Genomic DNA, 17,687 nt, shown 5'->3' on the forward strand with positions numbered 1-17,687 from the left:
CATAGTAGAGCGTCCTCCAGGATGATGGAATTTTTAGGGCTATGACCCGTTGCGTACTTCCATCGTACCGAGGCGCTCGTTTTTTTGCAAAGCGGAAATTTAACGCTCTACAGGAATGCTATCGTTCTTCGTTAACGAATAAAATTACTCGATTTTTATGAACAACGTATAACCGCATGGTCAACATCTTTATTCTTTATCAAAACATTTTTATCATTATCGACCCGATACAAAATTTCTTCGTTAGCTAAACATTTGAACAGAGATTCCCTCAATTCATCATTCATATTCTCGTGGTGTGCAAATACAACAAATTCATCCTGCTCGGAGTTATGTTGGCTACATGCAGTAACTAAACTTAGTGATATTATACAGACAATAATTGACCGAAATGTTCTCATATTCCCCCTCCTAAAGCACATATCAAATTAGACGTAAGCTTGGACATAAAGTTGCAATTAAACTGCCCGTTAGCCATCCATGCATCTGATATATGCACCACAGAGCATCAAAGTTAGTTCGTACTTTCATGGTAGTTGAAAAGCCTGCTGGATCACTCCGGCAGGCTGTGTTTATTGAACTCCCTCGGTCCTCATTTAGTTTAACGTTATCGGTTTACTGCAAAAGCAAATGTTTGCTTAAATTTTCTTCCGTTTTTAGTCGCTGAGTCCTCCCACATTACATCAATAAGTAAAGTATCCGCCATAATCCCTACAGGTAAATTCGTGTGTTCAAATGCAATACCACCGGATTGAACATGTCCGATGGAAGAAGACCATAATCCATATTTAGTGTGGGAATTGGGTTCATTTCTGTATGCTTCGACTGTTACGTTATTTCGTGCTTCTCCGGTATTTCTAATCAATAGGCTATATTCATTGTAAGCATCAGATTTTGGCTTTTCATTACTTAAGTTTTCGGATACGCTTTTAGAGAGCTGAACCGACCATTGCTCTGTACTTTTTATATACGGAACTGGCTCTTCTAGTACCTGGGCACTTGCATTAGCTGAATAAAGCGTCAAGCATACAATCGTCATAAAAATACAAATAATTTTGGGATACATCATTTAACCTCCATGTCGTAATTTATTACGAATTAGCATGTACAGTCACCGATAAAATATTCCAGAATACCCTCTACTAAACACGAAAGCAGCAAGTCATTAGACCTGCTGCTTTTACTGTCTTTATTCAACTAAAGTCTCCGTTAGCTTAGTAGCCTGTTAGTATCTATTTTCTCGATGATAACGTTTATAATCTCGGCTACTGTTAGTGTTCCGTCTACAATAATATCACTATCAGGCTTTATCGAATTCAGCATCTCAAGGTAACCGCGTCTTCCATGAAGAATATAATTACTCATTTCAGCAATAATATCTTCCGCCGTTGAACCATGATGATCTCTAATTAACCGACGAGCCATTGCAATATCTAGAGGAGTATCAATAAAAACAGCAAGGTCAATTAAGTCTTTTATATCACTGTGTTTATATGCAAAAGGAAAATCTAATACAACATAATCTAATGACTCGGTTAATAGGGACTTCAAATCTCTAATTAGAGGAGTTAAGTTCCATTCATCATAATTTGCACCATTATCAACCCAGTTGATAATATCTTCGGGTCCATCGAAATCATATTCATCAAAATACAGACCTTTTGAATTTTGTAGTGTGGCGTTAAGTCGGGTAGTAATGGTTGTTTTTCCCCCACCAGAGACAGCTGCAATAACAATAACAAACGGTTGTTTTCCTTTTTCCATATAACACCTCTTCACTGGCTCAAATCTTTTCAAAATATATTCGTGGAAATTATTGTGTTATCCTGCCCTTTAGCTTAATAAAAAAGGAGCAGCTGCCTTTATGACAAACTACTCCTGGATGATGATGAACTAACGTTCCCCGTTAGCTCAATCAATTATCAACCAAGGCTCAGTTTGCCAGATAGCCTTCCTTGCAACAAAGATTGAATGTTCATTAATTTTAGTGAACATTTCATCAGCAGGATAATCCTTATAATTAAAAGACAAATATTTAGGCAGAATGGCAGCATCAAACTCCCATATGCCTTCTTCCCCATAAGTTAATGCTTCCCACGGTTTTCCATCCGTTACTTCGTTTGTGAGATACACTCCACTACTATCAGGAAACTTATCCGAAAACTTTTTCATAATTCCCCATAAGAGAGACTTGATCTCATCTTTTGGATTTTCAATTTCTACTGTTAAAAATAATAAACTAACTTCTAACCAAGTATCTTGGGGTTCATCTCTTTCCTCAGGGATCCAGCCCGTCACATATGGACGTATATGAAGTTGGCACCAGCCATTATTGAATAGCTGTTCCTCTGCATCACCACCTAACCATAAAGTGTGTAAGAGTCCCCATTTCTGCTCAGATGTAAAGTATTTAGATTCTAATCCAAGAGAATCTAACAAATCTGCATACTGCCTTATTATGTCTTTGAAATTTTCCGGCACACTCTTGATATAAGTTTGTATTTGAGAATATTCGGACATTAAAGCACCTCATATTTAGTACTATTACCTGTCATTATAAATCCAGTCTCAGGGACGATCCAATAAACTATCCTCCCTCTATCGAGAATCGCTGCCCTTTACATTAATAAAACGGCAGCAGATCCTTGATCCGCTTCCGCTTTGTTTATTGAGCTTTAGTTCTCCGATAGCGTAAGCCTTCGGTCTATCGAAAATCGTTCCTCGCTTAAGTTTGCCTCTTGTACAGATATTATCTCAAGTGTTCCGGTCTTCTTTCTTTTGCAATCATCATTACATCAATCTCGGTCCCTGTGAGATTCGTAAACTCCAAATTTTTAGTTTTAAGGTTGTCAAAAATATTCTTTACCCTTTCTGAAACATACTTATTCAGGGTATATCCTCTTGTATCAGGATTATCCATGAACAAATCCGTCCCATCCCAAAAATCATCCTTAAAATAGCTACCTTTAAATCTAGGAAAAATCCCCCCAGGATATTCCCTGTACACAATTTCGCTGCGGGAATAGTCAAGCGGATTGCATCTTCCTGTAATGGAAACTCCTGAATAATTAGGAATGATTTCATTATTTTTTCCGTAGAGAGCTATTCGGAACGTTTCCCAGCCAGTAATCTGGTTTTGGATGAACGCCTCAATAATCGAATCGTGCAGCAATAAGGAAAATCCGGTATGGATAGCAAGCGCTGGTGTGTGTGTTCCCCTCATATGTCTAACTTCAATTGTTTCAGAAGGCTTTATATCACCACGTAACAAAGCGCAGGAATATTCAAAATCGGCTTCAATACCTGCCTTAAAAGGTCTTGTTGAGTAAACATCTGAACATTCGTATAACTTTTCGTAATCTGGTAAGTAAGAAGGCAATCTCTTCTTCCTCTCCTTGTTTATGAAACTTATTCGTTAGTCCAATTTAGTTATCCTGCCCATTCATTCAGCAAAAAGCAGCCGATCTTTATATACCGGCTACTGTCGTGTTGTTATTGAGCTATAGTCTCCCTATAACTTAACAAAGAGTCAATCAGAACGAACTCCCTTTAGTCCCCCATACTGGTTAACCACTTTTTTTAATCCATCGAGTGTTTCCACAAAAAAACTTTGATTGCTTTCAAACTCAAACTTCAGTTCATTGTCCTCGTGTGCAAATTCCTGAAAGCACCCTTCTATAACGACTTGCCCTCGATTGTAAAATTTAACTTCAAATTTGAGGTTTTCTTCAGTTGAACAAAATATAGCTGTTCCGTCTAATGCCGTATAACAACGAACTATTTGATTGTAGAACTCGTATGTATCACCAGTTGAAAACCATACTTCGCCATTAACATAATAGCTCCCGCTTTTGATTTCTGTGGATCCTTTAACATCATAACCACCAAAATGGCTTGTCGTTGTCGGAAAACCGAATATCTCATCTAAAGTGATTCGTATAAAAGAACCTTGTTTACCTCGAACAATAAAATCGAGCAGGATAATCAACTCATTTCGTTATAACTGTTACTTCTTTTAATATTAATTTTACCACCAATTCATCCGTTCTGTGGAAGTGAACTGCCCTTTAGTTCAATAAAAAAGCAACCGATCGTTGTACGTCGGCTGCTGTCCCATTGTTACGCTATAGTTTCCCGATAGAATTCCTGTAAAACGAATAATTTGGCGTTTGAACAAAAACGAGCGCCTCGGTACGATGGGATTATGCAACGGGTCAAAAGCCCTTTAAATCCACATCAGGAGGTCGCTCTATCATGAATTTTAAGGCACAAGACAAGCAAAATCAACTCATTGAAAACATTACCGTTCATCATCTAGTTGTAGGCGTAGATATCGCTCAGGAAGCTCACGTTGCTCGCGCTGTCAGCTTTCGAGGAATAGCTTTAGGCCATCCACTGGAGTTTGGTAGCCATCTTGAAGGATTCAAACAATTAGGCCGCTGGATCCAGGATCTACTCAAATCCTACAAGCTTAATAAAGTCATTGTCGGGATGGAACCTACGGGCCATTACTGGTTTAGCCTAGCACGCTGGCTTATCGATCAAGGCATTGAAGCTGTTCTGGTTAATCCACATCTCGTTAAGAAGAACAAAGAAAACCGAGACAATACACCATCTAAAAGCGATCACAAAGACGCTTTAGTCATTGCAGATATGATTAAAAACGGGTATTACTCCCCCGTTCGTTTTCAGCCGGAAGCCTACGAGGAACTGCGTATTCTCATGGCAAACCGAGAAACCATTACTAAGCGCCTCAATGCTGCAGTTAACCAGATTCATCGCTGGGTTGACATTGTTTTTCCTGAGCTTCGTCAAGTTTTTAAAATCCTTACCTGCGCCGGTGCAATTGCAACGCTCAGACTCTTTCCCTTGCCTAGTGAAGCCCGTCGGTTAACGAGGGAGCAAGTCATTTCCGGATGGAAGCAATTTATGAAGCGTCATGCTGGGGTTAAGCGAGCGGATCTTCTCATTGCACTCGCTAAGTGCAGCGTTGGTACTACTCATGCACTCCATGCTTACAAGCTTCATCTGCAGCACTTGCTCGAAGAATATGACCTGGCGCAGCGCCAGCTTGAAAAAATTAAGGATGAACTCCAGCTCATTCTCAAGCGTATTCCATATGCACAAAAACTGCTTGAAATACAAGGTGTCAGTGCTACGAGTCTTGCTGGTATTCTCGGTGAAGCCGGCGATCTAAGCGGTTATGCACACGGGAATGCCTTGCTGCGACATGCCGGTCTAAATATAGCCGAAGCAAGCTCCGGGAAATGGAAAGGCAAGATGGTGTTAAGCAAGCGCGGCCGTCCACGTCTAAGACATTTCCTCTACCTTATGACAATGTGTATGGTGATGACAAATCCAGAAATTCAAGCTCTACATCATTACAACGTGAAGGAAAAGAAGCTTAAGAAGATGAAATCCATCATGAAATTATGTGGTAAAGTGGCACGTATGCTTGTTGGTCTTGCAAAGAGCAACGAAGCCTATGATTCAACCAGAGTTTTCCCACAGGTAGCATAAGAGATTGATTGTACCTCACCGGCTCAAGCATTCGCAGGATAACAAGAAGCACGGAGCATCGGGATACGTTACGCAAAAGGGCTATGACCCGTTCCGATAGAAAGACCGACCTCCACCCCTTAGTTAAGATGTGACGAAGGAATGAAAGGGCTATGACCCGTTGAGACATGGGAGCGATAATCGCTAAGGCGAAGTGGAGACGTGCACATAATGGAACAATGTGGGTAATTTCTATGTACCCTTATTTCCTCATGCCCATTCTCCAATCTCCTAGCCACCGGCTCTTCCCTCATCCTTTTCTTCAATTTTAACAATAGGATGAAATCCTGCGAATTCATGAGTCTGAGTGAGGAAATTGAATCATTTCGAGGGAGCTTAATGAGACATGTTACAAACGAAAATTAGTCTACTTCCCAAATTTCAATAATATCGCTCCAGAAAGGTATTCTTTTGATACTTTCAAAGTTTATTTCATCATATTTCTTCAAGTCGAACTCGACCATCAAGTAGGATTTCAAGTTTTCACCGTAATAAATGATGTCTGTTTGATGAACCGAAAAGATTGGATTCCCTGATTCCTGGGGTATCTGAGGGATATATCTGTGCGAATAGATTGGAATTAGCTTCGGTGCTCTTCGAAATTGCTCAATACAAATTATCTTGGCTGACTCTAAATCGTTAGGCTTATTTCCCCATTCCTTCAACCAAAAATTATTATGTTCAATATCGAACAACATGCCCTCCAAACACCAATTAAATCTTTCCTGTATTATTTGAACATTGCGATCGGTCATATCTCTCCAATTATTAAATTCATCTGATATAGGCAAAGCAATCGACAGAAATTGCTTTAAATCAGGTGGGAATTTAACAATATATTTTTGTTCGATAATTTCAAATTCAGATTCAGTTAAACCATTTGCAAACTTAACCCCTGCATTTTTCATTTTACGTATCAATTCAGTAAATTCCATTATTGATTTCACTCCATATACGCATGAGTATCCTGCCCTTTAGATTAATAAAACAGGAAGCAACTGTACCGGTAGTGTGCTCCCTGGATAGTTCAACTAATGTTCGCCGTTAGCTTAAAGCTTTAACTGAGATAGATGTCTAATAAGTAAGATCCAGGCTTCATTAAAGTTTATATACTCCTGGCTCAAATCTGTAACCATCTTAACCATTCGGAAACCGTACAGGATCGATCGCAGTTAGTATTCTTTCTGTATTGCTAGCGTTCGAATCATTTGACTCTCGCTGATTTGCTAAAATAGTTATAAGTCTTTGTATGTCATTTTCATCTGCTGTACCGATATCAATCAATATACTCTGACATATCCAAGGAGCTAGATTAACCTTCTCATCCGTTGAGGTGCTATGATCATTTACGATTTTTTCAAGTAGAGTCACAACTGTTGGTACGGCCGACTTCCCAATAGATACTAGCTGATCCTTGATATCAAAGTCATACCTAAACAGTTTCTTTAGCGCCATGACATGTTCTGTTGGGTTTTCTATCTTAAAATCGATATATGTTTGACACCAAAAGTCCACCTGTTCTTGTATCGGACGGCGCGATATATCGGCTTTAAATTCCTCATAGGCTTTGATTTCTGGAAAGGCCTTGTAAAATTGCTCTTTCGATACCGTCTTATGAATAAAGGCATCCCATTCCTCATCATGTTCAACGACATAAGCTATAAAATCCTCTGTTTTGTTAAACAAATCAAAGGAGGAGGAGAGTTCGCCAACAACCTCAATTAACATATTCATAAATTTCTTTATGTAACGGTTCCCTTCTTCACCTTCATCATCTTTATCCCATAGCTGATCTAAGACGGCACCATATTGATTATTAATATCCCACAATTCTTCGTTCTTAGCATCCTCGAACCGGAAATCCCCTACACTGTGCTTAAGACCTCTAAAACCATACACCCGCTCGTCAGAATAATTTTTGTAACAATCAAAGGTTAAGGTGTGAGCCAGGCCATCGAGTGAATTCCACCGGACATAAATTCCACCGTATGTTGCTTCAGCATCTAAAACGAAACTGTATACATTTTGATTCTCTGGTTTTTTTGCAAACTCCTCGATGGTATTCTGACAATGCTTTAATAGTGTTTGTTTGTAATGGTCGAAATCTATCGTATATTCCATTGTTATCCTCCACTGTGCCTCTTAATATCTAGCTGAAAATTTGTTCCGGCAGCTAACTCTGATCTGCTGCGCGTTTGTTGTTTTAAACTAATGTTCCCCGGTAGCTTAATAATTGTTCGCTTAAGCAAATGTTCTACTTAGAGAAGATGAATAGAGTTACCATTTACATCAAAGTAAACGTTAGTAATACTGAAACCATGGAATTCCAGGCCCATACAACAATCGAAGTTCTTCAATTACAGTTTCTTCAAGGTATTCAACAAGAAACCTTGCATTTTTTACGTACTGATTAATTTCATCTTGATTCCGTATCGTTCGAGTAATCGGCAGGAGTAATGAGACAAAGTGTAAGGGACTTTGATATTTTAGTCGACACTCAAAACTTCTAGTGGTTGGTGCCAATACAAACTCAATCTCAATATTATTATGGAATGAATCTTGCTTTGAAATGGTGTAGACACCATTGTCACTTCCCTGATAGATAAATCCAGTACCGATAAAAGTCTCAATAATAGATTTTTTGGGAGTAATTTTCTCAGATAAACCTAAGATTACATTTTGAGAAATCTCAAAGGAACCAATCTCATTGTCTTCATAATGAAATGGGAGTTCTTTTATCATGTGTTCTAATCGGGGAATATACTCTTTAACTATCGATTGGCCTATTTCCTTTACTTTAGTTACAATGTTTTTCTCGTCAGTTGAAGGAACTGTTACTATTTCTTTTCTAATTACTTTTCCAAATGAGGATATAAGAGTTTTTATAACTTCTGTCTCAAGCATTTCTTGCTCTGATGACACTTCAATAACCGCCCATACATGCCTACCAGTGCCTGGATACCAAACTCCGATTGAAGGAGATAAGTAATGAATAGGAAATATAGTGGAAACCTTATGATCATTTCGATATGTGGGATCCGCAACATAACCATTATGATACCAGTCGATTTTATCAAAAATATAAAACATCGAACTGACTGGGTAGGACCTAGGGATACCCTCAGAAACAGCTCCTAATAATTCCGCATTAACGTAGCTTCCTTCTTTTTCGTAATTTGGGGACTCCCATACTTCATTTAAGTTTGAAATTACTTTCATTTCAATAGGTTCAGTTATTTGATGCACATAAGATGAAAGTTCAGGAAACTTTTTAATAATCCGATCTAAAAAATGCGAAGCGCCTTCAAAATTGAATAAAACTTTTTCTGAATTTAGTTTGCGATTATTTAAGTACTCAATTGACCTATCAAACAAATATACAAACGGGACTGAGCTCTTTTGTCCAAAATGATAAACTTTAAATACCCTCATTCAAAGTAATCCTCCGATCCGCTGTAATCCAACTCGTCAAGTCTAAGATTTGTCACCTCTTTTCGGTACTTTACCATAACTTTAAAAAGTAAGTTTAATACATTAAATATTGAACTATCCTGCCCAATGAGAAAAGGCCATCAATTAAAGTTGCCGGCGGCCGTACTTCTTAATAATGCTATCGTTTCCCGTTACTTCAATAAATCAGCTATGAACTCCATCTTATACTCCATTTTCGTCTTGTACTGAGCTAACTCCGTGTATTTCATTATTAATAAAAGACTTAATTATTTGAGCAAAAGCATTAGGCTCCTCATGCCTAGGCATATGAGAAGAATCTTTTAAAATTGCAACCGATTGATTTTGTACCCTTTTCATAAGCTCCTTTGTCTGATACTCACTGCATATTGGATCATATTTTCCTTTGATCAATAATACGGGACAACCTACTTTATCAAGTTTTTCTATATTTGGACTGTTTAAAATCTGTTCGTTTATTTTCTTTTGAAACATTGCTTGTTTCCGCCAGTCACTTTGTTCTATTCCAGATTCACTAACAATATCATCAAAAAAATCCGGCGCTAAAGAATGTACATAAACCTGATCTCTTTTTTCGTGAATTTCATTGAATGCATTAAATAACTCTTGTTGAGTCATGGAATAGGCTTGGCTACACAGTTCTGCTAAACGGTTATTTCCATCTGTTTTGTATAAATGTTCAGCTTTTTTAACAACTGAGCGTAACGATTCCAGCATATCGAAAGTTGGACACTCCAAAATTATGTTCTCGATTACTTCGGGATGTCGAGAAACATATTCAATCGCCAAAAAGCCCCCGAATGAATGACCAATTATACCCCAACTATCGAGATTAAAATAGTTTCTTACAGCTTCGAAATCATTAATCAAGGTTTGAAAAGTAACTTCCTCATTCTCCTCAATCGCATCCGATCTTAAACAGCCTCTTTGATCTATAGAAATTAAGCGAATAAATGGCGCCAGGAGTTGAGCTTGTGCGATATTAAAGTCATATGAACCAATACCCGGCCCACCATGTAAGTATAGAAAGGTTGGAAGCTTTTTTTCACCGTATACTTCGTAATAAATCTTTTTTTGGTTAGCCGGAAGATATCCCTTCATTTGTTCCTCTTCCCTTCACTCATCCATTTACTGGTATTTTAACAGAATAGCCACCCCTTTTCAGCAGGTATTTATTAAGCAAAACTGCCCTTTAGTTCAACAAAAAAAGCAACCGAACGTTGTACTCCGGTTGCTGTCGAATTGGTTTAAACTAATATTCCGTATGAGCGCTAAGGACCTTGCCGAATGGAATTGAAGTATCTTTTAAGAAGACAAAACGACGTTTATTATTTTTCGTCTTGTTCAATATACTGCTCTAATTCTTTTTCAATTTCTTCGTTACTCAAATTAAAGTCATCCTCCTTAACAATTCCTTGTAGCTTTTCTAGTTCATGAACCCTGGAATCCAATTTTTTTGTTAATGAAAATAAATGACCAATTACACCAGCAGCAACAACTAGTAAAACAAAACTACCAAAAGGTCCGAAGAGGAAAGCAAATACCACTAAAAGAGTAATGGTAAAGATTATTGATAATGTTATGTATCTCATGAATTTGATTTTCCCTTGTATTGAAATTTATTATGATCTTACTTCTATTTTGAAGAAAGTCTGGTCTATATCAGAAAACCTCTCAATCATAGCATTAAATTTCACGAATCAAAATACCTGCCACTTACTTCACTAATAACTAGACTGTAGATCACTGATCAGATGGCAGTTTGTTATTGCACTAATGTTTCCCGTTTGTTTAATACATCATATCTTGCTACTTAACAATGTCCTGCCAATGTGGGGGAAGTTCATGTGTTTTTACGTGAGTGTATTCTACAAGTTTAACCGTTGGGCCAGATGAGATCTCAAAAGTCATTCTGTCTTCACCGACAGAAATATGAGGCCCGACAACAGGCGTTACATCGAGTGTTAATGATAAGATAAATCCGCGAAATCCATTCATCCTGTGGGACTCAATCACATCAATGAAATATGGATAAACATGTGGAGATTCCTTCAAAAGATGTTCGTAATAATCTTGAACCGCATCGTTTATATAGGGATTTAAAAAATTCATTAGCATATCCTGCAATCTCAGCTCGGTCGAATCTATCTCTGGAAGACGATAATTTTTTTGAGCGTTAGTCTGCGTTGGTGAAAGAAAGAATATAGCCACAGCCATTAATATAACAACGATATTCCTTTTCATAACCCACCTCATTTTTTAGGGTAGTTTCCCACAAAATGAGGAAAATCATTACATCATCCTGCTCGAAAATTGAGAAATGTTAGCAGCCGATCTAAAATGACTTAATGAACTAACGTTTCCCGGTAGTTCAATGATTTAAGATTAATCAACCTAAAATTCTAATAATACTACGTGCAAATGGAAATTATATCTTTGAGGTGAATTCAAATGAAAAAGTACTTGAAATATCTAACACTATCCATTGCAGTGCTTGTCTGTTTCTCAGTCACTCAAACATCAGCCACCTATGCCCATCCAAAAGGAAACACAGTTTATAAAACGATGTATGCAACAACTGAAGACATATTCCTAGACACTATACATTCTAAATTAAATAAGTTTGTGCTAAATCAGTATGGCAAACAAGTACATTGGTACGAGCCCAAAATTGTAGAAATTAATCGATTAGTAAGCCAAAGCAAATGCACATATCAAGCAACGATAATGATTAAAGTCCAAGGAGAAAACAATGTGCAGGATTGGGGTATAGACCAAATCACTTTAAATTATGACTCCCCTTATCAGAATAGTGAAGTAAATGATACTTCATTAGAACCTAAAATTGAATTGATTGATTACAAGCATGTAACACCACTCGCAAAATGAAAATAACGGGATACGTTAATTAACGTATCCCGTTATTTTTCTTCAACTAAAGTCTCCCGATAGTTCAACGCGCGTAAGTTCAAAACGTATTGTAGAGGGCATCTGAACCTTAGTTGCGAAAGCGAAGCTGCTAAGCGCTACTCTAAGCCGATTAAGTAACAATCATTACTGGGCTGGCTATAGTTAAATCACAAATACGGAGGTTTCGGTCGAGTGCTTCTTTTGAGCTCCATGCTCCCTCGACTGACCTCATAAACCATCTGATATTGACCATTCTCTTCACCTTTACGCCAACGTTCGGTGAATACCACATTATAAGTATCCTTTCGAGAGGATTTCTCAACTTTCGTTTCCCTCTCAATGTAATAGTTTTCAATTTTCAGCTTAACTTTTCCCTCTTCCTTAGGGAAAACGTCAATAGATGTGCCTTTACCGGCTGTGGCAAAATGTAAAGCATCATCTGCCGTAAATGGGGGCATCGGAGGCGACGGAGGCGATATCGCATTGATAGTACCCGCAATAAGCAATAAAGAAAAAATAGGCAAGGCGAAGAAAATTAATCCTGTCTTTAATCTAAGACTCAGGATGTAACGAACGATGAGTAAATCTAAACTGAAGAAAAGGAACGACGCGACTCCCCCAATGAGGCTTAATTGTGGAGAATGAATCAGAAGGCCAAAACAATGACCAAAAGTGACATGGAGTAAACCGGATACTAATACCGCAATCAGACCTTTTACCTTTAACCTCACAGCTATTGCTTCAAGGATTGAAGAAACTAGGACTCCATAAATAAAGATGACGGGACTTGCGTACAAAGCAATCACTTGAACCGAAAGCAAATAATCTGCTGCGTTCCAGTTGGCTCCTCTAAAAACTATGTTAGGAAAGGACAACCAAAGGGAAATTGCCCAAGAAGTAAAATAAGCGGCTACTAGTTTGCGAACAAGCATCTGAGTTACGTCTGCCTGAGTCAAAATAATCCCCCCACGAGTTACTCCTACAGTTTCTTCGAGTGTATCAGGAAGTTCATGTGAGAAGCAGTACTAAGTTTCGTAGGACCCGCAGTAAACGGCGGTGGAATCCATAGAATATGTGTGGGGGAAACTAAATGGACATATTAGAACTAAACTACATTAGTATATCATGCAAGGATTAATGACAAATTGCACCTGATTAGCTACCCTTTTCTTATTCAACTAAAGTTCTCCGTTAGCTCAATAACTTATTTATCTGAGAGTAATACTCTTCTTGTTTAAATATCATGCTTGGAAAGTTGGCAAACCATTCAACTCTTTTTCCTATGCACTCATAGCCATTGATTAATTCTTCTCTAGTACTTCTGTCTAAACCAATTCTGCTCCATTTGATGAAACTGTCTTCTTTTACAACCTCTACAACAATCAGAGTACACCACAGGTCGCAGTCATCTGGACACATTAATATAGGGAGCATTACAATTTGTTCCGGTGATGTATAGCGACTTAAGACAAGAGACTTTTCTCTAGGTTCATCTACCCAATCTAAAATAGTGGGGATTAAGCCTTCATAATCCTCCTCTGAGTTAATACCTTGAAGTAAAGAATCAAGAGGGATTCCGTCTATCACTATACAGTAGTGCTCATTGTCGCAATATTTACTTTTCATTTTTATTACTTCCATTTTGTTCATTTCAAGCCTGCACCCCGCTTTTGGCAACTGAACTTCCGATACGCTGCAATTTTCTATTGTGAACTATCGTTCTCCGTTAGTTGAATCAACTTTCGTTTACGTAAGGCTTATAATCTTGTTCGTACGATAATTTTGTTTCCTCAAACGTCGGAATAGCTATGAATTCAACATTTTCTGTATTCAAACCTAAAAAATCTCTTGCAATGATTCTCACGCTTTTCTTAATCTCATCCATGTCCCAAGATTGGGATAATTTTGACCACATATCAATATAGACAGGTTTATACCCATCTATATTCGTCGGAGCAGAATGAGGAACTTGACGAGAAACATCTTCTAAGTCTCTTGGATATATATAATGATAATGAATATCTTCGTCTCCATGAATAAAGCTTTCAATTTCATCACAATAGTCTTTATCATCACCAATAATATCCATATCGTAATTCAAAAGATTAATTATACTTGTCACGGTTGTAAGTTCAAAATAACCTAAGAAGTTTGTTTGATCTTCATCAGAATAAAGCGTGATTTCATCATTTCGGCTCTTGCTACAGAAACCATAAACCCCATACCAGAATAACCAATGTCGTACTCGGACATATATTGTTTGAATATTAATCACTTCCCTGGAAAGTCTTATTTCGAGATTAAATTAGCGTATTGTTTTTCCCCACCGTTCCCTACTTTCAAAAAGAGCATTCCAGTCATATCTTAACACAGTTTGGAAGTATCCTGCCCTTTACTTCAATAAAAGCGGCAGCTGATCGCTGATCGGCTGCCGCAGTATTCATTGAGCTATAGTTCTTAATTAGTTGAATGCTCTGTAAGATATTTCTTTGCCATTTCTATATCCTGTGTTTGTAGGACAATCCCATCTTCTTTATTGAGTATGACATAACCAGGGAATTTTTTAATGCCCAGAGCATGCGCCCATTTTTTGAATTTTTTTTGGTCAATAGTTAATAGCTGTACTTGAAATCCATTTTGCAAATCTAGTGATGAATTCTGAAAACGATTAAGTTCATTCCCTATTTTCATAACATCTGCTTGGTGACAAAACACCTGAAGGGCATAAGCATAGTCCAATTCCTTTTCAGGCATTAAGTTCTGAACAACTTCATCTTTATGTTCTCTATCCTAAGATTGATCTGATCTAAGGTGATGAAATCCTGCGAATGAGTGAGTATATGTGAGATAAATCCCTAAAAACGAGGGACGGGAGACGTTAGTTCAATCAGTAAGAAGCTGCCGGCACTGATTGGCAGCTTCTTTACGTTAATGGGCAGGATTATCTCAAAGCACTAAGATACGGTTTAAATATTTCATAGTTGAAGGGCTTTTGTATTTAAGGATAAGAAGAGCTGCTGGCGCTGGCCAGCAGCTTCATTACTTTTATTCCAAACAAGTTGAACCGTCGCAAGATAGAGATATTTCCGCAAGGCGGAGTCTCCTCGTTTCGAAAGAACAATTTGACCTTTTCGCCTACCAGATGAACTTTCGGCCAGATTTAGACCAGCCTTACGCATTACCTGACGGCCATGTGCATACTGCCTCAGATCCCCAGTACCAGCTAAAATAGCCGCAGTGAAGATCTTTCCGAGACCTTTTATGGTCAAGCATGGTGGCAACACGCTCAAATTCTTCAATGAGCCGTCTTAAATCTGCTTTCGCTTCTTCTACAGCAGCTTGTTCTCCGACACTACATTTCGCTCGTGAGATAAGCAGTGCAGCCTTCTCGATCCCTGTAGAGCCCCCAGCTCGCTGCATATACACTCTCCAGGCGTCAATGACATCCGGTACAGTATAGTTTTCGAGATCCTGTGGGCAAGGAAATGTTTTGAGGGTCGCCAATGACCGCTTACAAGTCCAGTCTTTGAATACAGAAGGATATTCGGGAAACCTAATGTCCAGCCAACGTACGATCCGGTTCTGCAGTCGTACGCTATTCGTCACCCAGAATTCCCGGTCACTCATTATTGTCTTCAATCGTTGAAATACAAGTGATTGACGCGTGTACTCGTAGTAGAAGCCCCGACTAACAGAGTCTGCGATGATAAGAGCATCTTTGGGATCATTTTTTGATGGACTATTATCCCGGTTTTCTTTGTTTCTCTTGGTTGTAGCAGGGTTAACCATGACAACGTGTAATCCCTTATCTGATAACCAGTTGGCCAGGTTAAACCAGTAATGGCCTGTTGGCTCCATACCGATTATGAGCTTCTTTAATCGGTGTTTCTGCTGTAACTCCGTCATCCAGCGGTTCAATTTTTCAAATCCTTCAATGCTATTTGAGAATGAGAGATGTCGTTTGGAAACCACGATTCCTCGGAAATTCGTAGCTTGTGCTACATGCGTTTCTTTAGCCATGTCGATTCCAATGACGAGATGTGAGGTTGTAATTTGTTCGACCCGTTGATTTTGTGCGTCTGTTTGCTTAAACTTCATAGTAAGAGCGCCTCCTTGATGTGTTGTGAACAAACCCATCATACCGAGGCGCTCCCTTTTTTACAAAGCCCATTTCTTAGGCTCTACAGGAATGTTTAGCTTTATGGCTACTTCCCTGTCATTATTCATCTAAAGATGATCCAATAATGACTTCATCTTTAGATATGCCGATTCGCACCAGCTCGTTACCATCGACATCATAGACGACCATACGATTGGCCATCGTGGCTTCAGGCTCCTCTAAAAGGTTAAAGTAAGAGATGTAATACTCACCTTCTTCAACGGGAATATCTATTGCTTCTTCGTCAAGATATGCGCGGATCCGGCCAATACCATCTCTTTTACCTGCTACTTGGTAATAGAATCCATTGTTTGTCTGAATAACTTGGTGGTGAATCCAATTAGTCCCATATCCAGCATTCTCAATTTTGTATTTGCCGTTTTTCCCACGGCTTAACTCTGCTACGCCAGTCTGATCGTCCAGCGTAAACAGGACGATCTGCTTGTTATCGATATCCCTAGAAAGTTGGATATCAATCGTTTTCTTGTCCTCGCTAGTACTTCCCTTGTTTATGAAGCGTTCGATCGCTACGTCAATCGCTTCATTATTATTGCTAATAGGATATGTCACGGAGGTTCGGTATAAATAGCCGCCACCGAGCGCGATGATGACTATTAACGAATATATTACCATTCTCATGTTCATTAGAGTGCCCCACAATCTATGTCCATGGATTTATCACTTATTTCTTCATTCAGTCCCAGAAGTCCCACAGACATGATACCACATATTGGAACTAACCTGCCCTTTAGCCATCCATGCAGCGCAAAAATAGCGCTGCACCACAGAGGATGAAAATGCTTTGAATCTGTCAATACTTCTAATGGGGCTGGGAGAAGAAAGTCTATGAACTATGGTGCTATTAGAGCCCAACCTTTAGTCTGACTCCAACCTTCACGGTGCATCACAGAATGTCGCACCCAATATGGGTAGCACTTATAGGAGATGAATCCTTTTTGACTGGTTGCACCAGCCTTACCTTTTCTTTTCTATAAAAGATGTTAAACAACCACACAACTCTATAAGCATCAACTTCAGAGGCTCAGCCTTTTTTTAAAAAGTGTTATTCTGGGTCTATTTTATTATGCTCTTTTTCAGGTTTGAGCTACTTTTATTTTTATAGGAGTTCAATAAAAAGCAACCGAACATTATATGCCGGCTGCTGTGTGTGATTAAGCTAAAGTTCTCCTGCAGCTTAATGACCAGATTGCTTGAATTTCTTAAAGTACAAGATATTCAACAATATCATTGCAACAAAACCTATAATCCTAATTAAGAAACCTTCTGATTTCAGCAGGGAATCAAAGTTGATTATTAGGTATATTAATGACGCGATGTTTGCTACGGTTAACAAGAAAAATGCGCTTCTAATCAGTAATTTCATGTTTCCCCCTCATACATATGACCCTCCTGAAACACAATAGTTTTTCATACATGACAAATCAACCTATGTTTAAAACTATACCACATATTGGAACTATCCTCCCTCTATGGAGAATCGTTATTCTCTTAAATTCGCTTGTTTTCGTAGGTTTTGAACCTTTTTCTTTCGTGACAGACAACCGCTGAATGGAATAAGGTTGTAGAA

General features: G+C 38.5%; 18 protein-coding genes and 1 pseudogene. 2 read left to right on the forward strand and 17 right to left on the reverse strand.

Annotated elements, in window-relative coordinates:
* Positions 1 to 607: 607 nt before the first annotated feature.
* From M3194_RS30635 to M3194_RS30655, 5 genes are all read right to left on the reverse strand, one after another.
* The gene (locus M3194_RS30635) at positions 608 to 1,069 is read right to left on the reverse strand and encodes a hypothetical protein (RefSeq protein WP_251657931.1); all 462 of its coding nucleotides are present in this window, start codon (positions 1,067 to 1,069) and stop codon (positions 608 to 610) included.
* 140 nt (positions 1,070 to 1,209) lie between these two features.
* Positions 1,210 to 1,764: a nucleoside/nucleotide kinase family protein gene (locus M3194_RS30640; protein ID WP_251657932.1), complete on the reverse strand. Its 555-nt coding sequence runs from the start codon at positions 1,762 to 1,764 to the stop codon at positions 1,210 to 1,212.
* A gap of 147 nt (positions 1,765 to 1,911) precedes the next feature.
* Positions 1,912 to 2,520, reverse strand: coding sequence for a hypothetical protein (locus M3194_RS30645; RefSeq protein ID WP_251657933.1), 609 nt, complete (start codon positions 2,518 to 2,520; stop codon positions 1,912 to 1,914).
* A 229-nt stretch (positions 2,521 to 2,749) separates the two neighbouring features.
* Positions 2,750 to 3,379, reverse strand: coding sequence for a hypothetical protein (locus M3194_RS30650; protein ID WP_251657934.1), 630 nt, complete (start codon positions 3,377 to 3,379; stop codon positions 2,750 to 2,752).
* A 150-nt stretch (positions 3,380 to 3,529) separates the two neighbouring features.
* Positions 3,530 to 3,988 (reverse strand): WapI family immunity protein, encoded by a 459-nt coding sequence (locus tag M3194_RS30655; RefSeq protein WP_251657935.1) that lies wholly within the window; start codon positions 3,986 to 3,988, stop codon positions 3,530 to 3,532.
* 266 nt (positions 3,989 to 4,254) lie between these two features.
* Here M3194_RS30655 and M3194_RS30660 point away from each other — a divergent pair, with 266 nt between their 5' ends.
* On the forward strand, positions 4,255 to 5,520 hold the full coding sequence (locus M3194_RS30660; protein WP_251657936.1) for an IS110 family RNA-guided transposase: 1,266 nt from the start codon (positions 4,255 to 4,257) through the stop codon (positions 5,518 to 5,520).
* Between the two features lie 401 nt (positions 5,521 to 5,921).
* On the opposite strand, the gene M3194_RS30665 is transcribed toward M3194_RS30660, so the two are convergent.
* The 6 genes from M3194_RS30665 to M3194_RS30690 all read right to left on the reverse strand — a co-directional run bounded on the left by M3194_RS30665 (position 5,922) and on the right by M3194_RS30690 (position 11,274).
* A complete protein-coding gene (locus M3194_RS30665) occupies positions 5,922 to 6,494 on the reverse strand; it encodes an SMI1/KNR4 family protein (RefSeq protein WP_251657937.1) in 573 nt (190 codons plus the stop codon).
* A 202-nt stretch (positions 6,495 to 6,696) separates the two neighbouring features.
* On the reverse strand, positions 6,697 to 7,680 hold the full coding sequence (locus M3194_RS30670) for a DUF4303 domain-containing protein (RefSeq protein WP_251657938.1): 984 nt from the start codon (positions 7,678 to 7,680) through the stop codon (positions 6,697 to 6,699).
* Between the two features lie 180 nt (positions 7,681 to 7,860).
* The gene (locus M3194_RS30675; RefSeq protein WP_251657939.1) at positions 7,861 to 8,991 is read right to left on the reverse strand and encodes a hypothetical protein; all 1,131 of its coding nucleotides are present in this window, start codon (positions 8,989 to 8,991) and stop codon (positions 7,861 to 7,863) included.
* Between the two features lie 222 nt (positions 8,992 to 9,213).
* On the reverse strand, positions 9,214 to 10,131 hold the full coding sequence (locus M3194_RS30680; protein WP_251657940.1) for an alpha/beta fold hydrolase: 918 nt from the start codon (positions 10,129 to 10,131) through the stop codon (positions 9,214 to 9,216).
* Between the two features lie 227 nt (positions 10,132 to 10,358).
* Entirely contained in the window at positions 10,359 to 10,622 is a 264-nt protein-coding gene (locus tag M3194_RS30685) for a hypothetical protein (RefSeq protein WP_251657941.1), read from the reverse strand.
* A 217-nt stretch (positions 10,623 to 10,839) separates the two neighbouring features.
* Positions 10,840 to 11,274 carry a DUF3888 domain-containing protein gene (locus M3194_RS30690; protein WP_251657942.1) on the reverse strand — a complete coding sequence of 145 codons (435 nt, stop codon included), beginning with the start codon at positions 11,272 to 11,274 and terminating at the stop codon, positions 10,840 to 10,842.
* Positions 11,275 to 11,481: 207 nt separating this feature from the next.
* Between M3194_RS30690 and M3194_RS30695 the strand changes: the two genes are divergently transcribed.
* The gene (locus tag M3194_RS30695; protein WP_251657943.1) at positions 11,482 to 11,919 is read left to right on the forward strand and encodes a DUF3888 domain-containing protein; all 438 of its coding nucleotides are present in this window, start codon (positions 11,482 to 11,484) and stop codon (positions 11,917 to 11,919) included.
* A gap of 188 nt (positions 11,920 to 12,107) precedes the next feature.
* Here M3194_RS30695 and M3194_RS30700 read toward each other — a convergent pair whose 3' ends face one another.
* From M3194_RS30700 to M3194_RS30730, 6 genes and pseudogenes are all read right to left on the reverse strand, one after another.
* Positions 12,108 to 12,896 carry a hypothetical protein gene (locus M3194_RS30700; RefSeq protein ID WP_251657944.1) on the reverse strand — a complete coding sequence of 263 codons (789 nt, stop codon included), beginning with the start codon at positions 12,894 to 12,896 and terminating at the stop codon, positions 12,108 to 12,110.
* Positions 12,897 to 13,131: 235 nt separating this feature from the next.
* The gene (locus M3194_RS30705) at positions 13,132 to 13,590 is read right to left on the reverse strand and encodes a hypothetical protein (protein ID WP_251657945.1); all 459 of its coding nucleotides are present in this window, start codon (positions 13,588 to 13,590) and stop codon (positions 13,132 to 13,134) included.
* Between the two features lie 85 nt (positions 13,591 to 13,675).
* Positions 13,676 to 14,215 carry a hypothetical protein gene (locus M3194_RS30710; RefSeq protein ID WP_251657946.1) on the reverse strand — a complete coding sequence of 180 codons (540 nt, stop codon included), beginning with the start codon at positions 14,213 to 14,215 and terminating at the stop codon, positions 13,676 to 13,678.
* A 182-nt stretch (positions 14,216 to 14,397) separates the two neighbouring features.
* Positions 14,398 to 14,694: a hypothetical protein gene (locus M3194_RS30715; RefSeq protein WP_251657947.1), complete on the reverse strand. Its 297-nt coding sequence runs from the start codon at positions 14,692 to 14,694 to the stop codon at positions 14,398 to 14,400.
* Between the two features lie 293 nt (positions 14,695 to 14,987).
* Positions 14,988 to 16,038, reverse strand: a pseudogene (locus M3194_RS30725) (IS110 family RNA-guided transposase); the annotation flags it as partial.
* Between the two features lie 121 nt (positions 16,039 to 16,159).
* The gene (locus M3194_RS30730) at positions 16,160 to 16,744 is read right to left on the reverse strand and encodes a hypothetical protein (protein WP_251657950.1); all 585 of its coding nucleotides are present in this window, start codon (positions 16,742 to 16,744) and stop codon (positions 16,160 to 16,162) included.
* Positions 16,745 to 17,687: the final 943 nt, after the last annotated feature.

It is taken from the genome of Paenibacillus glycanilyticus (assembly GCF_023715145.1).
Taxonomy (GTDB): Bacteria; Bacillota; Bacilli; order Paenibacillales; family Paenibacillaceae; genus Pristimantibacillus; species Pristimantibacillus glycanilyticus_A.

Bases quoted from the DNA above. Each gene is read 5' to 3' on its own strand.
- M3194_RS30635 (WP_251657931.1), bottom strand. From the start codon at position 1,069: ATGATGTATCCCAAAATTATTTGTATTTTTATGACGATTGTATGCTTG.
- M3194_RS30640 (WP_251657932.1), bottom strand. From the start codon at position 1,764: ATGGAAAAAGGAAAACAACCGTTTGTTATTGTTATTGCAGCTGTCTCT.
- M3194_RS30645 (WP_251657933.1), bottom strand. From the start codon at position 2,520: ATGTCCGAATATTCTCAAATACAAACTTATATCAAGAGTGTGCCGGAA.
- M3194_RS30660 (WP_251657936.1), top strand. From the start codon at position 4,255: ATGAATTTTAAGGCACAAGACAAGCAAAATCAACTCATTGAAAACATT.
- M3194_RS30665 (WP_251657937.1), bottom strand. From the start codon at position 6,494: ATGGAATTTACTGAATTGATACGTAAAATGAAAAATGCAGGGGTTAAG.
- M3194_RS30670 (WP_251657938.1), bottom strand. From the start codon at position 7,680: ATGGAATATACGATAGATTTCGACCATTACAAACAAACACTATTAAAG.
- M3194_RS30675 (WP_251657939.1), bottom strand. From the start codon at position 8,991: ATGAGGGTATTTAAAGTTTATCATTTTGGACAAAAGAGCTCAGTCCCG.
- M3194_RS30680 (WP_251657940.1), bottom strand. From the start codon at position 10,131: ATGAAGGGATATCTTCCGGCTAACCAAAAAAAGATTTATTACGAAGTA.
- M3194_RS30685 (WP_251657941.1), bottom strand. From the start codon at position 10,622: ATGAGATACATAACATTATCAATAATCTTTACCATTACTCTTTTAGTG.
- M3194_RS30690 (WP_251657942.1), bottom strand. From the start codon at position 11,274: ATGAAAAGGAATATCGTTGTTATATTAATGGCTGTGGCTATATTCTTT.
- M3194_RS30695 (WP_251657943.1), top strand. From the start codon at position 11,482: ATGAAAAAGTACTTGAAATATCTAACACTATCCATTGCAGTGCTTGTC.
- M3194_RS30705 (WP_251657945.1), bottom strand. From the start codon at position 13,590: ATGAACAAAATGGAAGTAATAAAAATGAAAAGTAAATATTGCGACAAT.
- M3194_RS30715 (WP_251657947.1), bottom strand. From the start codon at position 14,694: ATGCCTGAAAAGGAATTGGACTATGCTTATGCCCTTCAGGTGTTTTGT.
- M3194_RS30730 (WP_251657950.1), bottom strand. From the start codon at position 16,744: ATGAACATGAGAATGGTAATATATTCGTTAATAGTCATCATCGCGCTC.